The 19,680-nt window shown below is 37.6% G+C and carries 20 protein-coding genes and 4 pseudogenes; 3 read left to right on the plus strand and 21 right to left on the minus strand.

The window, feature by feature from the left end; translation table 11 throughout:
- Positions 1 to 325: 325 nt before the first annotated feature.
- A complete protein-coding gene (locus K6V43_RS00110; RefSeq protein ID WP_172054781.1) occupies positions 326 to 907 on the minus strand; it encodes a thymidine kinase in 582 nt (193 codons plus the stop codon).
- A gap of 243 nt (positions 908 to 1,150) precedes the next feature.
- On the opposite strand from K6V43_RS00110, the gene K6V43_RS00115 reads away from it, so the two are divergent.
- A complete protein-coding gene (locus tag K6V43_RS00115; protein ID WP_002934978.1) occupies positions 1,151 to 1,333 on the plus strand; it encodes a 4-oxalocrotonate tautomerase in 183 nt (60 codons plus the stop codon).
- 64 nt (positions 1,334 to 1,397) lie between these two features.
- Here K6V43_RS00115 and K6V43_RS00120 read toward each other — a convergent pair.
- The 4 genes and pseudogenes from K6V43_RS00120 to pdxR form a co-directional block, all read right to left on the minus strand.
- Positions 1,398 to 1,556, minus strand: a pseudogene (locus K6V43_RS00120) (IS3 family transposase); the annotation flags it as partial.
- Positions 1,557 to 1,616: 60 nt separating this feature from the next.
- A pseudogene (locus tag K6V43_RS00125) lies at positions 1,617 to 1,868 on the minus strand (DUF5966 family protein).
- Positions 1,869 to 1,931: 63 nt separating this feature from the next.
- A complete protein-coding gene (locus K6V43_RS00130) occupies positions 1,932 to 2,222 on the minus strand; it encodes a DUF5962 family protein (RefSeq protein WP_336512759.1) in 291 nt (96 codons plus the stop codon).
- An 83-nt stretch (positions 2,223 to 2,305) separates the two neighbouring features.
- On the minus strand, positions 2,306 to 3,715 hold the full coding sequence (pdxR, locus tag K6V43_RS00135; RefSeq protein WP_024392199.1) for a MocR-like pyridoxine biosynthesis transcription factor PdxR: 1,410 nt from the start codon (positions 3,713 to 3,715) through the stop codon (positions 2,306 to 2,308).
- Between the two features lie 100 nt (positions 3,716 to 3,815).
- Between pdxR and K6V43_RS00140 the strand changes: the two genes are divergently transcribed.
- Together K6V43_RS00140 and K6V43_RS00145 are read left to right on the plus strand one after the other, a co-directional pair.
- On the plus strand, positions 3,816 to 4,295 hold the full coding sequence (locus K6V43_RS00140; protein ID WP_050571162.1) for a PLP-dependent cysteine synthase family protein: 480 nt from the start codon (positions 3,816 to 3,818) through the stop codon (positions 4,293 to 4,295).
- A 221-nt stretch (positions 4,296 to 4,516) separates the two neighbouring features.
- Positions 4,517 to 5,386 (plus strand): DMT family transporter, encoded by an 870-nt coding sequence (locus K6V43_RS00145; RefSeq protein ID WP_024392200.1) that lies wholly within the window; start codon positions 4,517 to 4,519, stop codon positions 5,384 to 5,386.
- 52 nt (positions 5,387 to 5,438) lie between these two features.
- Here K6V43_RS00145 and K6V43_RS00150 read toward each other — a convergent pair.
- The 16 genes and pseudogenes from K6V43_RS00150 to K6V43_RS00225 all read right to left on the minus strand — a co-directional run.
- A pseudogene (locus tag K6V43_RS00150) lies at positions 5,439 to 6,061 on the minus strand (helicase SNF2); the annotation flags it as partial.
- A pseudogene (locus K6V43_RS00155) lies at positions 6,057 to 6,260 on the minus strand (helix-turn-helix domain-containing protein); the annotation flags it as partial. The pseudogenes K6V43_RS00150 and K6V43_RS00155, both read right to left, overlap by 5 nt.
- 89 nt (positions 6,261 to 6,349) lie before the next feature.
- Positions 6,350 to 8,182, minus strand: coding sequence for a translation elongation factor 4 (gene lepA / locus K6V43_RS00160; RefSeq protein ID WP_024404612.1), 1,833 nt, complete (start codon positions 8,180 to 8,182; stop codon positions 6,350 to 6,352).
- Between the two features lie 97 nt (positions 8,183 to 8,279).
- The gene (ndk, locus tag K6V43_RS00165; protein WP_024392203.1) at positions 8,280 to 8,693 is read right to left on the minus strand and encodes a nucleoside-diphosphate kinase; all 414 of its coding nucleotides are present in this window, start codon (positions 8,691 to 8,693) and stop codon (positions 8,280 to 8,282) included.
- Positions 8,694 to 8,715: 22 nt separating this feature from the next.
- Positions 8,716 to 9,303 (minus strand): ribosome biogenesis GTP-binding protein YihA/YsxC, encoded by a 588-nt coding sequence (yihA, locus tag K6V43_RS00170; protein WP_024396517.1) that lies wholly within the window; start codon positions 9,301 to 9,303, stop codon positions 8,716 to 8,718.
- Between the two features lie 60 nt (positions 9,304 to 9,363).
- A complete protein-coding gene (gene clpX / locus K6V43_RS00175; protein WP_024404609.1) occupies positions 9,364 to 10,590 on the minus strand; it encodes an ATP-dependent Clp protease ATP-binding subunit ClpX in 1,227 nt (408 codons plus the stop codon).
- Between the two features lie 197 nt (positions 10,591 to 10,787).
- The gene (locus K6V43_RS00180) at positions 10,788 to 11,300 is read right to left on the minus strand and encodes a dihydrofolate reductase (RefSeq protein WP_222381020.1); all 513 of its coding nucleotides are present in this window, start codon (positions 11,298 to 11,300) and stop codon (positions 10,788 to 10,790) included.
- A 220-nt stretch (positions 11,301 to 11,520) separates the two neighbouring features.
- Positions 11,521 to 12,360: a thymidylate synthase gene (locus K6V43_RS00185; RefSeq protein WP_222381022.1), complete on the minus strand. Its 840-nt coding sequence runs from the start codon at positions 12,358 to 12,360 to the stop codon at positions 11,521 to 11,523.
- 507 nt (positions 12,361 to 12,867) lie between these two features.
- On the minus strand, positions 12,868 to 12,996 hold the full coding sequence (locus K6V43_RS11425; protein WP_261311734.1) for a hypothetical protein: 129 nt from the start codon (positions 12,994 to 12,996) through the stop codon (positions 12,868 to 12,870).
- 127 nt (positions 12,997 to 13,123) lie between these two features.
- Positions 13,124 to 14,083, minus strand: coding sequence for an ROK family glucokinase (locus K6V43_RS00195; RefSeq protein WP_222381024.1), 960 nt, complete (start codon positions 14,081 to 14,083; stop codon positions 13,124 to 13,126).
- A gap of 161 nt (positions 14,084 to 14,244) precedes the next feature.
- Positions 14,245 to 14,580: a hypothetical protein gene (locus tag K6V43_RS00200; RefSeq protein ID WP_024396524.1), complete on the minus strand. Its 336-nt coding sequence runs from the start codon at positions 14,578 to 14,580 to the stop codon at positions 14,245 to 14,247.
- Positions 14,581 to 16,449 (minus strand): ABC-F family ATP-binding cassette domain-containing protein, encoded by a 1,869-nt coding sequence (locus K6V43_RS00205; RefSeq protein WP_222381026.1) that lies wholly within the window; start codon positions 16,447 to 16,449, stop codon positions 14,581 to 14,583.
- Entirely contained in the window at positions 16,442 to 17,653 is a 1,212-nt protein-coding gene (locus K6V43_RS00210) for a CCA tRNA nucleotidyltransferase (RefSeq protein WP_160863526.1), read from the minus strand. The genes K6V43_RS00205 and K6V43_RS00210 overlap by 8 nt, the downstream gene beginning before the upstream one ends.
- Entirely contained in the window at positions 17,650 to 18,417 is a 768-nt protein-coding gene (dapB, locus tag K6V43_RS00215) for a 4-hydroxy-tetrahydrodipicolinate reductase (protein WP_222381028.1), read from the minus strand. Before dapB ends, K6V43_RS00210 begins: the two co-directional genes overlap by 4 nt.
- Positions 18,418 to 18,425: 8 nt before the next feature.
- Positions 18,426 to 19,277, minus strand: coding sequence for a DegV family protein (locus K6V43_RS00220; RefSeq protein ID WP_222381030.1), 852 nt, complete (start codon positions 19,275 to 19,277; stop codon positions 18,426 to 18,428).
- Positions 19,278 to 19,652 carry a DUF1149 family protein gene (locus tag K6V43_RS00225; protein ID WP_024396527.1) on the minus strand — a complete coding sequence of 125 codons (375 nt, stop codon included), beginning with the start codon at positions 19,650 to 19,652 and terminating at the stop codon, positions 19,278 to 19,280.
- Positions 19,653 to 19,680: the final 28 nt, after the last annotated feature.

A 19,680-nucleotide genomic window follows, 5' to 3' on the forward strand; every position in this document is an offset into this window, starting at 1 on the left:
AATATGTAGGTCATGAAACAGGCACCGTTCGTAGCCCGTATTCAGTTCCTTTCTAAAAAATTGGGAAGAACACACTAATTGTTAGCTTGTAGGGCGTGTTCAGTTCCATTAAGATACAAAGCCTGTTAAGCAAGCACAGTCAAAATAGGAATTTTGACCAAGTGTTACAAACACTTGGAGAAATTATCTTTTTGACACAGCTTGTAGGGCGTGTTCATTTCCTTTCTGTTATTTGTAGGTCATGAAAATTGGCACAGAGTCATAGGCAAAATCAATTCTATACAGATGCTCAGTTTACAGCCGCTTCTCATTTTATTTTCAAAAATTAGGGTAATTCTTTAATTTCTGGTGAAAAATAATGTTTGCGACAGACAGGAATGTAGGTTTCATTGCCACCAATTTGGATTTGTTCTCCTTCATAAGTAGGTTTTCCATCCTGCGTTCTCAAAACCATTGTCGCTTTTTTAGAACAATACTGGCAGATTGTTTTGATTTCATCTAATTTATCAGCCAATAAGAGCAAGTGTTTGGAACCTTCAAACAGTTCATTTCGGAAATCATTTTTAAGACCGAAAGCCATAACAGGTACATCCAATTCATCTACAACACGCGCAAGAGCATATACATGATGACGTCGAAGAAATTGAGCTTCATCAATCAGAACACAATAAGGCCGGGGTTCCATTTTTTCGATAAAAGCAAAAATATCCATCTCATCGTCAATAGCTACTGCTTCACGTCGCATGCCAATTCGACTGGATACAACACCAAAGGCATCACGGGTATCAAGCGCAGATGTCATGATAACAACAGGTTTTCCTTGTTCTTCATAGTTGTGGGCAACCTTGAGAATTTCAATAGTCTTACCTGAGTTCATTGTCCCATATTTATAATATAATTGAGCCACTTTTCTCTTTCCAATCTTAAAATTTCACTCCTTTCATTCTATCATAAATTGGAGTTTATGGGAAATAGAAAAAAAGTACTTCCTATTTAATGAAAAAGTGCGAAACAAACTTTTTATTCATTCAAAAAAAATCATTCAGAAGCAAAATAATATTATTAAACTCTTTTTAATTACTTTATTGAATAAATAACCTCAATTCTATGGTATACTAGCTTTATAATGAAAGAAATTAAGGAGTTTTTTATGCCATTTGTACGTATTGATTTGTTTGAAGGACGCACAGAAGAACAAAAGATTGCTCTTGCACGTGAAGTAACTGAGGTTGTATCTCGTAATACCAACGCACCAAAAGAAGCCATTCATGTTTTCATCAATGATATGCCTGAAGGGACTTACTACCCACAAGGTGAAATGAAACGTAAATAAGAGAAAACACTCTTGCAACAAAATGAATTGCTCCCTGTCAAGTGGACAATGAAATAATAAAAGATTAGGCAACGGCCTTGTTCCTCATTTCAAGAGGGGCAAGGCCGTTATTGCGCTCTTGAAAGCGTTGATGATTGTAAAAGTAGATGTAGTTATCAATGTCTGATACTAGCTCCACAAAGGTCTTATACTTCTTCAAATCGTAGCACTCCGTCTTAAAGTGTCAAAAGAAACATAATTCTAAGAGCTTCATCTTCAGTTCGGGCTACCTCACTAAGGTAGCCTAATATTTATCTCGTGTAATACAATTTCTCACGACTTTGGGTACTAAATAAAATACAATTAATATGTTTAAGATTGTATAGAAAGTGGTAAAACTCCAAACTCGATTAGCTTTTAAATCTTCAATATATTGGTATCGTTCTGTGAAAAAGGAGTAAAATCCATAGATTTCAATAAAGATTAAGCCACTGATGATTCCGACAAGAAACAAAGCACCTGAATCTTTCACAATCTGTTAAAGGACAAGCAACATCAGTCCTATTACGACGATAATTAAAAGCCTTTATAAAATTTGCTCCAACATTTTCACCTCTTTCTAGGATAGCTGCATACGGTAATAGTTGGCTTGTTCCTGCTCAAGTTCATCTAGTTGAGCAACCAAATAAAGGTATTCTGCCTTCGTCACCTCATCTAAGCTTGGAAAATCAACCTCACGACTTGTGATGATGAGTTCCAGGTGTCCAGTGATTTCACGCTTTGAAAAACTATAATCAAGGTTCTCATCTTCATATTGTTCCTTTAAGGTTTGGTAGTTGGCTCTATCCTCTGGACTCGTAAAGCTTTGTGCCAACCATTCTTCTTGTTGATAACGCATTTCTTCTACTATTTGGGCCGGAGCTGATTCTCCTTTTCTGGTTTCTTGACTTCATTTTACCGCGTTCAAAATTATTTGTCAGCCTTTATCAAATGTTATATATCCCAAGCTTTTTTCAATCTCTCCATACAATCAGGTATATCTTCCAACTCAATTTTACTAAATCCCAAAAATAAATGTTCATGAGGACACTCTGCTTCTTCTTGCCAAAACTGCATCGTATCATATACTTTAACACCCTCATCAAGTGCACGTTTTATCATTTCATACTGATTGATTTTCGTTGGAAAACTGACCAAAAAATATTGTCCACTTACATTATGGGAAACCCTGATAGGCACTTGAAAAGTATCAAACCCATTTTGAAACGCCTCATATCTTTTTTTAAAAATATGGCTCATTTTTCTAACCAATCGATCATAATCGCCACTACTCAATACATTAGCTAGTGCAATCTGATTAATAAGATTCACAGTACTGTTGTGTAACCTAAATCGTTCTAAAAAGCCTTCAGTAAATTGTTTAGGTAGAACAATATAACTCATTCTAAAAGATGGCGATAAAATTTTTGAGAAGGTCCCTAGATAAATAACTCGATCAGGATAATCTATTGATTTTAATGCCGGAACAGGTTTCTCATAATAACGTAATTCACTATCATAATCATCTTCAATAACAAACGAATCGTTCTGTTCAGCAAATTCTAACAGCTTTTGACGTCTAGAAATTGGCATAATCATCCCCAATGGAAATTGATGCGATGGAGTCGTATAAATCATATCAATATTAACTGCATTAGAAAGTTTACTTATGTCTAATCCTTTTACGTCGACCTTTCCCGTACTAATATTACAAGAATTCTTTATAAAAATCTCTCTTGCTTTTGGATAACTTGGCTCCTCCATCAGTACATTTTTATTTTTACCTAAAAACTGACATAAATAATCTAAAGATTGTTGTAAGCCACTTGTGATAATAACCTGTCTAGGGTGACAAACAACACCTCTTATTCGCTCTAAATAACGACAAATTTCTTTTCTGAGGACTACATCACCTTGAAAAGGTTGTAAACTTGACAATCTTTCTGCTAATTCAAGTTGTTCAAGTGCAGTTATATAGTGCTTCTTCCATACTTTTTTTGGAAAAAGATTACTTGTATGGCTACTGTTAGTCAAGTCATAAACAATATTCTCTTGTCTCAATATTTCCTCATCCATGTAGTTTTCATCAAATGGATTTTTCTCTCTGCTAGAACATAGCACCTTCGGAAGTCTTAAAACATAAAATCCCGCATTTTTTCTACTTTCAATATATCCTTCAAGCGTTAATTGAAGATAGGCTCTATCAACAGTATTCCTACTGACATCTAGCATTTTAGCTAATGTTCTTGTTCCTAAGATTCTTTCATTTGGCGATAGGTAACCATTTATAATATCTAACTTTATCTGACTATAAATTTGCTCATATAATGGACGATGCTCCTTGCCTTTTTTAAGGTTTATCATAACTCCTCCCTCCAAAGTGGCACCTAAAAATTTTCTATTACTGGTACTTTTTATTATACCACTTATCTATTAAAATTTTAAAAAAGGAGGTTAAATAACAATGTCTATTCTTAAAGATATGGGAAATACACCTTTGGTAAAGTTAAAAAATCCATTTGGTGATAATTTTGCTCAGGTTTATTTGAAAATGGAAGAATTCAATCCAGGTGGTAGTATAAAATCTCGTGTTGCATTGCAAATGATAGAAGATGCAGAAACATCCGGTGTTTTGAAATCTGGAGACACTCTGATAGAGCCAACTGGGGGCAATACAGGCATTGGACTAGCTGTGGCCAGTTCATTAAAAGGTTATCAATTAGTTTTAACAACCCCAGATCACTTTAGTGCTGAAAAAATTGAAGTTTTAAAAAAATATGGTGCCAAAGTTGTTCTTGCTGATCATAGATTAGGCAATGATTGTCATATTCAGAAAGCTAAAGAATTGTTAAAAGATAATCCCGATTGGATTTGTTTAAACCAATTTGAAAATCCTTCAAATCCTAAAACACATTATCTATACAGGATATCAAGTCATAGATAATAATCTTATTATCTATTTTAATGATTTGAATAAAAATATGTTAAGCGAAATTCAATATTTATCAAAAAATAACACTTTTAAGTCATCCATTCTAAATGGTAATAGCATAACTGTTGAAAAAAATGGTTTTCTGTCACCTCTTAAACTACATTTTCTTAAAAATAATCGAATCATTAATGAAATGATTATACATGTTCAATAGATACAAGGAGAAAAATATCATGAAGTCTAACCGTTCAAATTCAAACATCCATATATTTCTAATCTTTGTTGCTATATGTTTTCTAGCAACAGGAGGTATATTTGTTAAATTAAGTTCCCTACCACCAATAAATACTGGTTTTTACCGTGTACTTTTTTCTATTCCTATGTTACTCCCCTTTATTAAAAAAGAAGATGTACAATTAAGTAAAAAAAATATTTTAACTATTGTATTAGCTGGAGCATTTTTAGCAGGAGACCTAGCACTATGGAATATTTCTTTCTCATATACAAGTGTCGCAAATGCAAATTTACTTGCTAACTTAACTCCTTTTACAGTAATTCCTTTCAGCTACTTTTTCTTTAAAGAAAAAATGACTAAACGTTTTTTTCTAGGAAGTATAATCACTTTTTTTGGTGTCATAATTTTAATGGGAAATAAACTGACCCTAACTTCAGATAGATTATTAGGTGATATCCTAAGTCTCAGCACCTCTGTGTTCTATGCAATGTTCATGCTTACAGTGTATAAACTAAGAGATAATATTAAAAGCAATGTTATTATGTTCATTAGTGCTTTCGGAAGCTTGCTTGTCCTTGGAATTGTAATTATATTTACTGAAGGATTCTATTTTCCACATAACTTCTCTGATCTCTGGCCACTTTTGGCGCTTGCACTAATTTCACAAATTCTAGGTCAAGGGTTACTGGCTTATTGTCTTGGAAAGGTAAATGCAAGTCTGTCATCACTGATTACATTATCTCAACCTGTTGTAGCCGCAGTCTACGCATGGATTATATTTCAAGAAAGATTAAATACACAATCAATTATTGCGATTTTAATTACTTTAGTTGGTGTTTATTTGGCTAAAACACAGACCAAACAATGAAAAGGAGCTCAAAAACAATCAATTACTTATGCTTGTTTTTTCTGACCACTATTCACTCCGTTACTTTTAAATCAAGTAATATATCTTGGTTCTTTGGCAGATGATGGGTATTTCGATTAAATTGTTCCAAAGCTGCATCTATCTCCTCAATCTCTACTTCTTTTTCAACCAAGAGAGCCAAAACATCATACTTAGCCTTTACAAGCTGATAGTCATCTTCCTTGGAAAAATTTTCTCTACTTCTACTTTTCCTACTTGTAGCTTATCTTTTTTAATACTTTACCAGCCCTTCTGTCTTTTCTTGGTCATCTATAATATGGTCAATGGCATTACTGATCCGTTGATTCGTTCCCACGTCTGATTTCAAATCAAGAGCGACTGTATATTGGTTATCACCTACAATCATCAAAGAAACCGTCTCTGGTAAGGGCTCACTAGGACCTCGTGTAGTCATTTTTAAGTCAAATCCTCTAAAGCTGGCAAGTGCTCTGACTTCCTTGGTCTCTGAGCGGTTATAGGTAATGAGTTTTCGCAGGTAGTCCCCTGCTTCTGCACGATTATCCATTACTTGATTGTCAAATCGAATGACATAAACTTGCTACTTTGTTGCCAAAGATTTAGCAATATCTTACTTAATAATTTTTCAATAATTGGGAGGAGCTTGTTCTTATAGCTCCTTACTACACTTCGTCCAGCAACTACTCTCCTCTAGCCTCTCGGCACCAGCTTCTTTGTACTTCCGAACCCAATTTAATAGTGTTTCCTTTGAGATACCATGGTTCCTAGCTAACCAACTAATTGATTCCCCTACTTTCAAGTGAATTAGAATTATTTCTAGTTTCTCAGAAACAGACTTTAGACTTCTTTTGGACATATTAAATCTCCCCTAATAGTTTCTAGTGAAAAAATTTTATTTTTCACTGTCCACTATAAGGGGAGCATATCAAAATGTTTGTATCCAGCTTATTTCTTATCGTCTTCATCCATGCTGAGAACGCTTAGGAAGGCTTCTTGTGGAACTTCGACAGAGCCGATGGCTTTCATCCGTTTTTTACCGGCTTTTTGTTTTTCTAGGAGTTTGCGTTTACGGGAAACGTCACCACCATAACACTTGGCCAAAACGTTCTTCCGAAGAGCCTTGATGTCGCTACGGGCAACGATTTTTTGACCGATAGCAGCTTGGATTGGCACTTCAAACTGTTGACGAGGGATGATTTTCTTGAGTTTGTCCACGATGATTTTCCCACGTTCGTAAGCAAATTCCTTGTGGACGATAAAGCTGAGGGCATCTACCTTGTCGCCGTTCAAGAGAATATCCATTTTCACTAACTTAGATGAACGGTACTCAGAAATTTCATAGTCAAAGCTAGCGTATCCACGAGTAGATGACTTGAGTTTATCAAAGAAATCAAAGACAATCTCCGCAAGTGGAATTTGGTAGATAACATTGACACGGTTATCATCGATATAATCCATGGTCACAAAGTCACCACGTTTGCGTTGGGCCAATTCCATCACCGCACCGACGTATTCCTGTGGTACCATGATTTGTGCCTTAACATAAGGCTCCTCAATACTTGCAATTTTTGTAGGATCTGGGAATTCTGACGGGTTGGCTACATCAATCATCTCACCATCTGTCATATTGACGTGGTAAACTACCGACGGTGCAGTCATGATGAGGTCAATGTTAAATTCACGCTCTATCCGTTCTTGAATAACATCCATGTGCAAGAGACCTAAGAAGCCACAACGAAAACCAAAGCCGAGGGCCTGCGATGTTTCAGGTTCGAACTGCAAGCTGGCATCATTGAGCTGGAGCTTTTCCAAGGCTTCACGGAGGTCATTGTACTTGTTGGAATCAATTGGATAGATCCCAGCGAAGACCATTGGGTTCATCTGCTTGTAGCCTGAGAGTGGCTCGCTGGCAGGATTTTCTGCCAAAGTCACTGTATCACCGACACGGGTATCAGCCACAGTCTTGATAGAAGCTGCGATATAGCCAACATCTCCAACTGCTAGGAAATCACGACCAATGGCTTTTGGTGTGAAAATTCCAACTTCTGTCACATCAAAGGTCTTGCCATTGCTCATCATCTGGATGGTATCGCCTGGCTTCACGACACCATTGACAATACGAACTTGGAGGATAACCCCGCGATAGGGATCATAGACAGAGTCAAAAATTAAGGCCTGCAATGGGGCTTCAACATCACCTGTTGGAGCGGGAACTTTCTCTACGATTTGTTCAAGAATCTCTTCAATACCAATTCCCGATTTAGCTGAAGCGGGAACCGCTTCCGAAGCGTCCAAACCGATGACATCTTCAATTTCTTGACGAACACGCTCAGGATCGGCAGCTGGTAGATCAATCTTATTAATAACTGGCAAGATTTCAAGATCATTATCCAGAGCCAAATAAACATTTGCAAGTGTTTGTGCTTCAATGCCTTGGGCTGCATCAACTACCAGAATTGCTCCTTCACAGGCAGCAAGCGAACGAGAAACTTCATAGGTAAAGTCAACGTGTCCTGGAGTGTCTATCAAATGAAAGATATAGGTTTCTCCATCTTTGGCGGTATAGTTAAGCTCGATTGCATTTAGCTTAATGGTTATGCCGCGTTCACGTTCCAAATCCATGCTATCTAACAATTGAGCCTGCATTTCACGACTAGAAACTGTTTCTGTCTTTTCGAGTATGCGGTCGGCCAAGGTTGATTTCCCATGGTCAATGTGGGCAATAATGGAGAAATTACGGATTTTCTCCTGTCGTTTTTTTAATTCTTCTAAATTCATGTTTCATCCTCTACAAGGGTATAATACTCTTCATTATATCAGATTTAGCTAGAACTTTCCATAAGAAAAACACCTAGAAATCCAGGTGCCAGCTCTGCTATTGTCCTAACCATAAAGAAATTTCACGTTCGGCTGCTTCTGAGCAATCTGATCCATGTACGACATTCTCTACCATTCCACCAACCGGTGCAGTGGCAAAGTCCCCTCGAATAGTTCCTGGAAGTGCATTGACCGGATTAGTAGCACCCATCATATCTCTCCATGATTTGATAACTTCTGGACCTTCCAAAATCCCAGCAATGACAGGACCACTAGTCATATATTGAACCAATTGCGGAAAGAAAGGTTTGTCAGTCAAATGATCATAATGTTGCGCAATTAATGCTTCTGTTGCAGTCAGCATCTTCAAATCACGAATCTTGAATCCTCTACGTTCAATACGTGTAAGAATTTGTCCTGCCAATCCTCGCTCAAGCGCATCCGGTTTGATAATGAAGAATGTTCGTTCCATGGCTTTTCTCCTCGTCTATAAATTAGATATTTTTCAAGATTGCATCCCAAGCCTGATCATAGCCATGACGAGTTTCAGAAGAAAACACGACAAATTGATCCTTCTTATCAAAGTCCAACTTTTTCTTGATCATTGATTCGTGTTTGTTCCACTTGCCACGCGGTATTTTATCAGCCTTCGTTGCCACAATAATAACAGGAATGTCATAATATTTCAAGAAATCATACATCTGAACGTCATCAGCTGAAGGCTCATGGCGCATATCCACTAGGCTAACAACAACCCGTAAATTCTCTCTTGTTGTCAAATATTCTTCAATCATTTTGCCCCACTTGGCACGCTCCGTTTTTGAAACTTTTGCATAACCATAACCTGGAACATCAACAAAACGAATTTTATCATCTATGTTATAAAAATTAAGTTGTTGAGTTTTTCCAGGCTTTCCTGATGTACGAGCAAGATTTTTTCTACCTAAGAGGGTATTAATAAAGGAAGACTTCCCAACGTTTGATCGTCCAGCAAGGGCGATTTCCGGAAGATCGTCTTCTGGATATTGGGCTTTCGAAACCGCACTAAGCAAAATTTCAGCATTATGTGTATTGATTTCCATTTTGTACCTTTCATAAATAAAGGGAGAAAGTCAAAACCTATCACCCCTTATTGTACTTATTTAAGCAGTTTCTAGCAAAGGTTTTTCCTTACCATCTACTGCATCTTTTGTAACACGAACACGTTTTACATTCTCTTGACTAGGAACTTCAAACATCACATCCATCATGGTTTCTTCAATAATCGAACGTAGTCCCCGTGCACCTGTTTTCCGTTCAATAGCCTTTTTGGCAATTTCCTCCAAGGCATCCTGGTCAAATTCTAACTCCACATTATCGTAGGATAAAAGAGTTTGGTACTGTTTTACCAAAGCATTCTTCGGCTCAGTCAAAATACGAATCAAATCCTCTGTCGTTAATTGGTCTAAGGCTGCAAAAACAGGTAATCGTCCAATCAACTCAGGAATAATACCAAATTTTTGAATATCATCAGCAATGATATGTTGCATGTATGATTCTTTTTCATCAATAGCACGATTGTTTTGACCAAAACCAATGATTTTCTCTCCTAATCGTTGCTTAACAATTTCCTCGATACCATCAAAGGCACCGCCAACGATGAAAAGAATGTTTTTCGTATCGACGTGAATCATTTCTTGATTAGGGTGTTTTCGTCCACCTTGTGGAGGAACACTAGCAACGGTTCCTTCAATAATTTTTAAGAGAGCTTGTTGGACACCTTCACCCGAGACGTCACGGGTAATGGACACATTTTCACCTTTTTTGGCAATTTTATCAATTTCATCCACATAGATGATACCTCTTTCAGCGCGGTCAATGTTAAAATCTGCTGCCTGCAATAATTTTAGTAAAATATTCTCAACATCTTCACCCACATAACCAGCCTCAGTCAGCGCAGTTGCATCAGCAATCGCGAAAGGAACATTCAGACTCTTAGCTAAGGTTTGTGCTAAGAATGTTTTTCCGGATCCAGTTGGACCAATCATCAAGATATTGGATTTTTGCAAATCAACATCATTTTCATCACGACTATCTTGGAAATTAATACGTTTGTAGTGATTATAAACAGCAACTGCCAATGCACGTTTAGCACGATCTTGTCCAATGACATAATTGTTTAAAATATTGAGTAATTCTTGTGGCTTTGGTGTGTCTGCCAAATCTGTCAGTACTTCTTCAGCTAATTCTTCACGAATGATTTCTTGAGCTAACTCAACACACTCATTACAAATGAAAACATTATTTCCTGCAATAATTTTTTTAACTTCTTCTTGATTTTTACCACAAAATGAGCAATAGATAAGCTCTTGTGTATGCTTAACAGCCATGTGTTTCCTCTTTCATATCTCTTATCTGAATAAAAAGCCATAAATTGCATGAATACTATTAACCAAATTGGTAAAAGCATTCAGTAAAAATAAAATGGCCAGACCAAAACGTTTCTTTCTAAAGGCTTGAACAGCACAAAGAACGCATATTCCGCAGAGCAACGCTGTAAATAAACCGAATAAACTTCTCTCCATGCCTAACTTTCTCTTCTTTCGTAGGTTTTTATAGTAAAATCAAATGGATTCGCCTCATCTTTTAATCGGAGTGTTTTCTTCTGTAGGCAAAATTGTTCCATCGGAAAATCTTTCGGAAAGAAAGTATCTCCATCAAATTGACCATGAATATCTGTCACAATCAATTGGTCGATATATGCCGCAAATGCCATAAAAATCTGACTCCCACCAAGTACAAATAAAGTCTGCTCTTGATGTGCATACCAATCCAACACTTCCTCCACACTATGAACAACTGTAACCCGATCATTTTCCGCTACATATGATTGATCCTTTGTCAAAACGATAGTGTGACGATTTGGAAGTGCACGCTTGCCCATACCATCAAAAGTTATACGTCCCATCACCATCGTGTGACCAGTTGTCGTTTCTTTAAAATGAGCGAAGTCAGCGGGCAAGTACCAAGGTAGTTTATCGCCTTTTCCAATCAATCCATTTTCATCTTGAGCCCAAATAGCAACAATCTTTTTTGTCATTTTCTCTCACTTTCCGTCCTATCATTCTATCAAAAATTCACAAAAAATGCACTTTCCAAGTAGGTCTAGTGCAAATTTTTATAGCTCTAAAAATGTAGCAGTACTCAAAGAATACTTGGAGAGTGAAACAGTCTTAGTATAGACTGTTTCAGCCCGAGCTTAAAATTAAAGAAGCGAGGTGGAGGTTGGAGATATAGGCTGTTGGAAAACAGCCTACAACTTAAATAGCAAGATCAAACTTCAATTGAGGTTTAACCGGTTCATAGTCCACCAACTCAAAATCTTCTGCTTTAATATCAAAAAAGTTTGTTCCGTCAGGGACGTTGAGCACTAAACGAGGCTCAACTTCTGAAGGAGTCCTACGTAACAATTCTTCAGCTTGTTCAAACTGATTGTCATAGATATGAAGGTTGTTGATGAAATAGAAAAACTTCCCAACCTTCCAGCCAAAATGTTTAGCAATCATCATCTGAAGGGCTACATACTGCATCGCATTGATATGATGGGCAACCAACATATCATTTGAGCGTTGAGTAAGAGTTGCGTCCAGATAAATGTCCCCATCCACTCGTCGAACGTCAAACATGGTCTGAAAGGCACATGGCAAGAGACCAGCAGATTGGTCAAAAGCCTCATAGTCCCATAACGAAATGACATTGCGGCGATTCCAAGGATTTTCTTCCAATTGTTTGAGAATCTTGGAAATGATGTCATGCTTCTTAACAATAGCACCATAGCGTTCGCCAATCGTGCCGGTTCCTTCCACTTCCCAGTCATTCCAATACTGGACACCGTACTTTTCTTGTAAAACAGACAAGTCATTAGTCTGGTCTTGGTAAATCCAGAGAATTTCCTTTATGGCTGATTTAATAGGGATTGGCCGTAAGGTCGTGATAGGGAACTCGCCCTTTGCTAAATCATACTCCGCAAAGGCACCTGTAAAGTACTTGGAATTGGCTACATTTCCATCCTTGTAACGGGGGCGAGCATTTTCTGAAAAAACGCCCTCTTCCATAATCTTACGAATGTTTTCTTTAAAAATACTATCTGCTTTTGTCATAGTTTTAGTATAGCAAAATCTAGCAAAAAACTCCAGTTTTGAACTGGAGTCCTCATTTATAGAGGAAGGGGTAGAAATTGAGCTGAAATAGACCAGAAAGGGAAGTTACTAAGCTGAGCAATATAAAATACAAAACAACCAAGACAGTACTCAATAATATCTGGCGAATATTTTTAGTGTAAATAGCCGTTGGTAAACTGGCTAGACCTAAAAAGGGAATGATGAAAAATGTTAGTTTGAAATTCACATTTACAATATCAAACCATTGACCTATTGGTAAAAATAGCATGACAATGAGAAATGTTGCAAGGCTGTAGAAAACTAAATTTAAGCATTTTAATTGTATAAGAAACTCCTTCTAGGGGCCAAATATAAAGTAGCCAATACCGAATATCAAAGGAAACGAGATAATTAAAAAGATACTAATTAAACCTGTCCACAATTTTTTATAGTAGATAGATAGTATAAGAATTAGAGTACCCAGCAGAGGGAGAATCAACATGGTTGCTACGTTTCCCCAGCTAGACGGGAAAAACCAGTCTCGAATCCAGTAATCAAGGAAAAAGGCAGATAACAAATCAATAAACCAAGAGTGGTCAGATAGTTGATTATCTTTGACATGTTTACCTGTTTCATAAGGTGACACTCCTTTCTTTTTACACTTTCATTGTACGCTTAAACACTACATTTTTCAATATATGTATATAAGAAAATTGTAACAGCGGATTAAAAAAAGCAGAGTTTCCTCTGCTTCTAACAATTATTATTTTAATACAAGTGATGCTGCGCCTAATACACCTGCATCATTGCCTCGTGTTGCCAATACGATTTGTGTACTTTCCTTAATTTGTGGGAAGCTATTTTCGGCAAATACATTACGTACACCATCTAATAGGAATTCACCTGCAGCTGAAACACCACCACCAAGAACAATGTAGGCTGGATTTAAAACAGCTGCAATATTTGCACAAGCAACACCTAGGTATTCTGAGAAGTGACGGTAGACAATCAAAGCCAAATCGTCACCTTCTTTAGCTAAGTCGAACACATCTTTTGCAGTAACTTCTTCTCCGTCGTCAATCAATTGTTTCAGTTTGGCATCACCTGCGTATTCTTCAGCATAACGGCGTGTCAAATTCACAATACCTGTTGCTGAAACAACAGTTTCCAAACAACCTTTTTTACCACAAGTACATGCAAATGGTGCATCAAAGTCAACTGTGATATGGCCCAATTCACCACCAGCACCTTTGACTCCACGAATCAAGTTTCCAGCAGCAATGACACCGCCACCGACACCTGTACCAAGAGTCATGAAGACAACATTCGGATTGTTATTTCCTGCACCAACCCATTGTTCACCAAGAGCCGCTACATTGGCATCATTGTCAATGTAAAAAGGTAAGCCGAGGGCAGATTCAAACTGATCTTTAACCAATTGCAAGGTTTTCCAATTGAGGTTGTAGGCACCGATAACAGTACCAGCTTCGCTATCAACGACACCTGGAGACCCCATACCAACACCAAGAAAATCTTCTTTCGTTAAACCATGTGTTTCAAAACGATGTTTGATGCTGTCAATGATATCAGGAACAATGTGGCTTCCCTCATCTAAAATATTTGTTTTGATAGACCATTTTTCTTGAATTTCACCTTCGGTAGTCAAAATCGCCAATTTAACAGAAGTTCCCCCAAGGTCAATTCCGATGATTTTTTTAGACATAAGATACTCCTAAAATCTGTTTTTTACAATTATACCACAATGCAAACATTTGCGTAAAGCCTTTTCATGGATAAAATAATCCTTTGTTCAGGATTATCATTCCTATTCAATAGCTTTTATTCCAAAGAACTGTGTTTAAAATATTTTAAAAATAAGAAGCTCTATCGAAAAAGATAGAGCAAGATAATGAATTGAATATGCAAAATAAATCGACCCACGGAAAATAGCATCACAGTCGCAAATTGACTGCCTTCTTTGGTACCATTATACAAAAATAAGGTCGAGATAAAGGTAAATCCTAATGCAAATCCGAGCATTTGCAAATCATGATAGGATTGAGCATAAAAATAAAGGGTTATGGCTAGTAAAACCATAGACAAGACTGTCAAAACAAGTCTGAGCCCATTCATCTTTCTTGTTTTAAAATAACTAAATAAGGCTGCAACCAAGGTAACTAGCAGATAAATGACCATATAGGAAATGACAAGAATTTTCATCTAGCCCTCCAATTCACTTAAGTATTCATAACGCTCATATTTTTCCAATAGAGAATCATTTTTCTCATCCAACTCCTTTTGTAAGTCGGACAATTTTGTAAAATCACTTCCGCAAGTGAGCATTTCCGATTCAATCACCTGGATTCGATCTTCTAAACTAGTGATTTCATCTTCAATACTTGCCCATTCCTGCTTTTCAAAATAGGACATCCGCTTCTTGCTTGCCTTGACCTTTTCTGTTTTTTCCTTTGGCATTTCAAGCGAAATAGCAGAGCTGGAAGCCAGAAAGGCCTTCTCATCCAGATAGTCTGTGTAGTTGCCAAAGAAGGTTTCGATACCGCTATCTTCGAATGCCAAAATTTTATTGGCTACCTTATCTAGGAAATACCGATCATGGCTAACGGTAATCACTGGACCAGAAAAACCTTGTAAGAAATGTTCGAGTACTGTCAAGGTTGCAATATCCAAATCATTTGTTGGTTCATCTAAGAGAAGTACATTTGGTCGTTGCAAAAGAATTTTGAGTAAATAAAGCCGCTTCTTCTCCCCGCCTGACAACTTTTCGATCAGAGTGCCATGCATATTCCGCGGAAAGAGAAATTGTTCTAGGAGCTCCGCAATTGAGACCATGCCAGAACTTGTCTTAGCTTCTTCAGCCACTTCTTGCAAGAAATTGATAACACGTTTGCTTTCATCTAATCCTTTGATAGTTTGCGAGAAATAGCCGATTCGGATGGTTTCCCCAATGTCCACTTTTCCGCTATCTGCTTGTAACTCACCAGCAATCAGATTCAAAAGGGTGGATTTTCCTTTACCATTGTCTCCGACAATCCCAATGCGATCCTTATTTTGAATGAGTAAATTAAAGTCTGATAAAATGGGCTTATCTGGATACGAAAAGCTGACATGATCAAAGTTGATGACTTTTTTACCAATACGTGAGGTTTCAAAATTTAATTCCAACTCACTGTCATCTATTGACTGAGCTAAATCACCCTTTAGGTCATGAAAACGATTGATACGAGCTTGTTGCTTTGTTGCTCGCGCTTGTGGCTGTCTTCGCATCCATGCTAGTTCTTGCTTGTACAATTGCTCTTTCTTATGGCGAAGAGCTGCGTCACGCTCATCCTGTTCAGCTTTTAAGCGCACATAATCTTGGTAATTTCCCTGATATTCAGTTAAATTTGCACGGTCTAGCTCAAAAATCCGTGTTGCAACATTGTCCAAGAAATAGCGATCATGGGTAATAAAGAGGACAGACTTTTTGGTATTTTTTAAAAACGTTGTTAACCACTCAATCGTATCAATATCTAAGTGGTTGGTAGGTTCATCGAGTAATAAAAGGTCTGCATGACCAAGAAGGACTTGGGCCAATTGAACACGTCTACGCAAACCACCTGAGAGTTCAGAAACAGTCTTCTTTAACTCAGTAAGGCCTAATTTTGAAAGAACCGTTTTGACCTGACTTTCGATTTCCCAAGCATTTAATGCATCCATTTCAGTCATTACAATTTCTAACTTTGATTGACTTGCTTCATCATAATTCGACATGAGCATCTCGTACTCACGAATCAACTGCATTTCGCGTAAATCCGAAGATAAAACCGTATCTAAAACTGTTTTACTCTCATCAAAAACAGGCTCCTGAGTCAAATATGAAATTTTATATGTATTTTTTGTACGAAATGGAGATACATCCCCATCAAATCCAATTCGACCTGATAAGACATCCAAGAGAGTTGTTTTTCCAGTTCCATTGACCCCGATTATCCCAATGCGATCTCCTTGGTGAATAATGAAAGAAAGGTCAGAAAAGACCGTCTTATCTCCTACTGACTTGGTAAGATGTTCAACGATAAAATCACTCATTATCTAAGATTCCTTTCACAAATGTCATAATTTCTGCAGATGAATTAGCTAAGTTCCCCTCAACGATTTGGAATTCAATTTCTTTTAATAACTCACCTAGAACTGGCCCTGGTTTAAGACCAAATGCTTGCATGAGATGACCACCATTAACAACAATTTCGTGTCTATCATGTATTGTTAAAGATTGGTCAACTCTTTCTATTGCTTTGAAATCTGTAGAGAAACCTTGAGCTTGACGCAATTCCTCAACCAAATAGAGTAATTCTTTGCCATACTTGAAACAAATTTGTTTTGTGACAGTTCCTGCATGCCGCATGTGGTATATTTCTACTAATTGAATAACCGTCCGTTGAAAATCATTACTGGTCTTCCATTTTTTCAGGAAAGATTTGATATTTTCAATTTCCAAGCAAACAAAAAGCATGGCCCAAGCTTGTTCAGAAGTTGAAAATCGGAAAGCCTCATCTAAACGAGTTAACATGGTCTCTAACTGTTCACCTTTTCCTGCCAAATCAGGCAAGAACTGATAAGCCTTAGAATCTATCATCGCACGCAAGCCATTTCGCCAATAATCAGCGACTAGGAGCTTATCAAATTCGATAAAACTCCGTTCTACAGATATTTTTTCCAAGAGCGGTGCAGTATCTACCATTGCTTTAAAAGTCTTTTCCTCAATTTTAAAGTTCAGTGTTGCTGCGAAACGAAAGCCCCGCATGATTCGTAAGGCATCCTCATTAAAACGTTCAGACGGAATACCAACAGCCCGAAGTGTATGATTTTCTAGGTCAGAAAGCCCTTGAAATAGGTCAATGATTGTTGACTCCTCATCAAGAGCGAACGCATTCACAGTGAAATCACGGCGTTTCAAATCTTCTTCCAGGGAGCGCACAAAAGAAACCTGACTCGGTCGACGGAAGTCAACATAGTCCTCTTCCGTCCGAAAGGTGGTAATTTCATACTCTTTTTGTCCTTCCAAAACCAAGACTGTTCCATGTTCAATGCCAACGTCAAATGTGCGTGGAAAAATTTGCTTAGTCTCTTGCGGATAACTGGATGTGGCAATATCGACATCATGAATAGGCCTTCCAAGAATCGCGTCACGAACAGACCCTCCTACAAAATAGGCCTCATATCCAGCTGATTTAATTTTCTCTAAAATCGGCAAAGCCTCCTGAAACTCAGAAGGCAGATTGGTTAATTTCATAATAAGTGTTCCAAACCATAAACGAGTTGTGAGCGATGAACAACCTCTTTAATGCCAAGGTTAACACCACTCATAAAAGAAATACGATCGTATGAATCATGTCGAATTGTCAGACCCTCACCTTGTGCACCAAAGATGACCTGTTGGTGAGCGACCAATCCTGGTAAGCGAACGGAATGAATGCGGAACCCATCGAATGCTGCACCACGAGCTCCAGCAATTAATTCTTCTTCATCTGCAGCACCCTGAAGTAGGGTTGGCCGTACTTGAGAAATCAGCTCGGCTGTTTTTACAGCTGTACCACTTGGTGCATCTTTCTTCTTATCATGGTGAAGTTCAATAATTTCAAGATTAGGGAAATACTTAGCTGCTTGAGCGGCAAATTGCATTAACAAGATCGCTCCGATTGCAAAGTTTGGTGCAATCAATCCACCTAAACCTTTTTCAGCAGACAAAGCTGTCAATTCTTCAATTTCTTCCGAAGTAAATCCAGTCGTCCCAACGACAGGTGCGAACCCATTTTCTAAAGCAAAACGAGTATTTTCGTAAGCAAATTTTGGTGTTGTAAAGTCAACCCAAACATCCGCTTCCACACCCGCAACTTCTTCCTTGGTTTTGAAAACAGGAACACCATCAACTTCGGTCTCAGTTGCAAATGGGTCTACTAAGGCAGCCAACGAGAGGTCTGCGTCACCATTGACCATTTCTACGGCTGTTGATCCCATTTTCCCTTTAAAACCAGCAATAATCACATTAATTGTCATAAGAACTCCTATTCAATAATGGGTGAAATACCAAAAGCAATGGCACCTTCGCCTAAATGAGTACCAATTACAGAACCAAATGTGACGATTGGTAATTCGCTAGTAACCCCAGCTTCTTCCAACAAAGCCTTGAAATTATCTGCTTTTTCAGGAGCATTTGCATGAATAATAGCTAATTGATAGTGTCCATCCGCAGTTTTTTCCTGTAAAATTTCAAGAAGTCGTTTCACAGCCTTTTTCTCTGTACGAACTTTTTCGTATACTTCAATCTTTCCTTCGGAAGTAAAATAAAGAATTGGTTTGATACTCAAAAGATTTCCCAGAATCGCTGCAGCATTCGACAAGCGTCCCCCTTTTACCAAATGATCTAAATCATCTACCATAATAAAAGCAGAGGTTTGTTCAATTTGACAGTTAAGTTTTTCACAAATCGTCTCAAAATCCTGACCTGCATCAGCCCATCTGAGAACATTCTCTACCATCATGCCAAGCGGTGCAGAAGTAATTTTTGAATCTGGGAATGCAATGGTTAGTTTTTCAAATTCATCAACCAAATACTGAATATTTTGATAAAAACCTGAAATTCCTGATGATAAAAACAGACCAATTGCATGAGTAAATCCTTGTTCCGATACTTGAGACAGGACTTCTTCCAATTTCATCAAACTTGGCTGACTCGTCTTTGGTAATTCTGCTGAAGCAGCCATTTTTTGATAGAATTCTGTTGCTGTTAAATTCTGTCCTTCTATATAAGACTCCCCATCAATCGTAACAGGAATGGGTAGAACAAAGACACGCTCATCAGAAATAATCGTTTCGCTTAAAACAGCCGAGCTGTCCGTAATAACTGCTATTTTCATTTAAATCTCCAAATTCACACCGGGTGCATCAAATGCAATCTCGGTTACATCATATGTCATTCTCTTTAAGATATCCAAAAGTGGTTCAACCAAGACACGCTTATCTTCGTTTGTAAATTCAGTTGGTTCTTCAACGAAACGGTTTTGCAAGTGAACAGCTTGGCTCATCGCTCCAGAAATAACATGTTGATTCAATACAATCATAAATCGGAGAATGGTAATCATGGATGTTTTATTTTCCTCACGACTATGCTTGAGCAATTGAAAATCAACGTTCAATTTTGTCACTGGGACTCCATTTTCTTTTTCCCATTCGTGATTACGAGCATCAAAATGATATTGATTAACAAATTCTTTTTCGCGAATAATTTCCATCTTTTTTCTCCAATACACAGTAATAGAA

The organism is Streptococcus suis (assembly GCF_019794615.1).
Lineage (GTDB): Bacteria > Bacillota > Bacilli > Lactobacillales > Streptococcaceae > Streptococcus > Streptococcus suis_AI.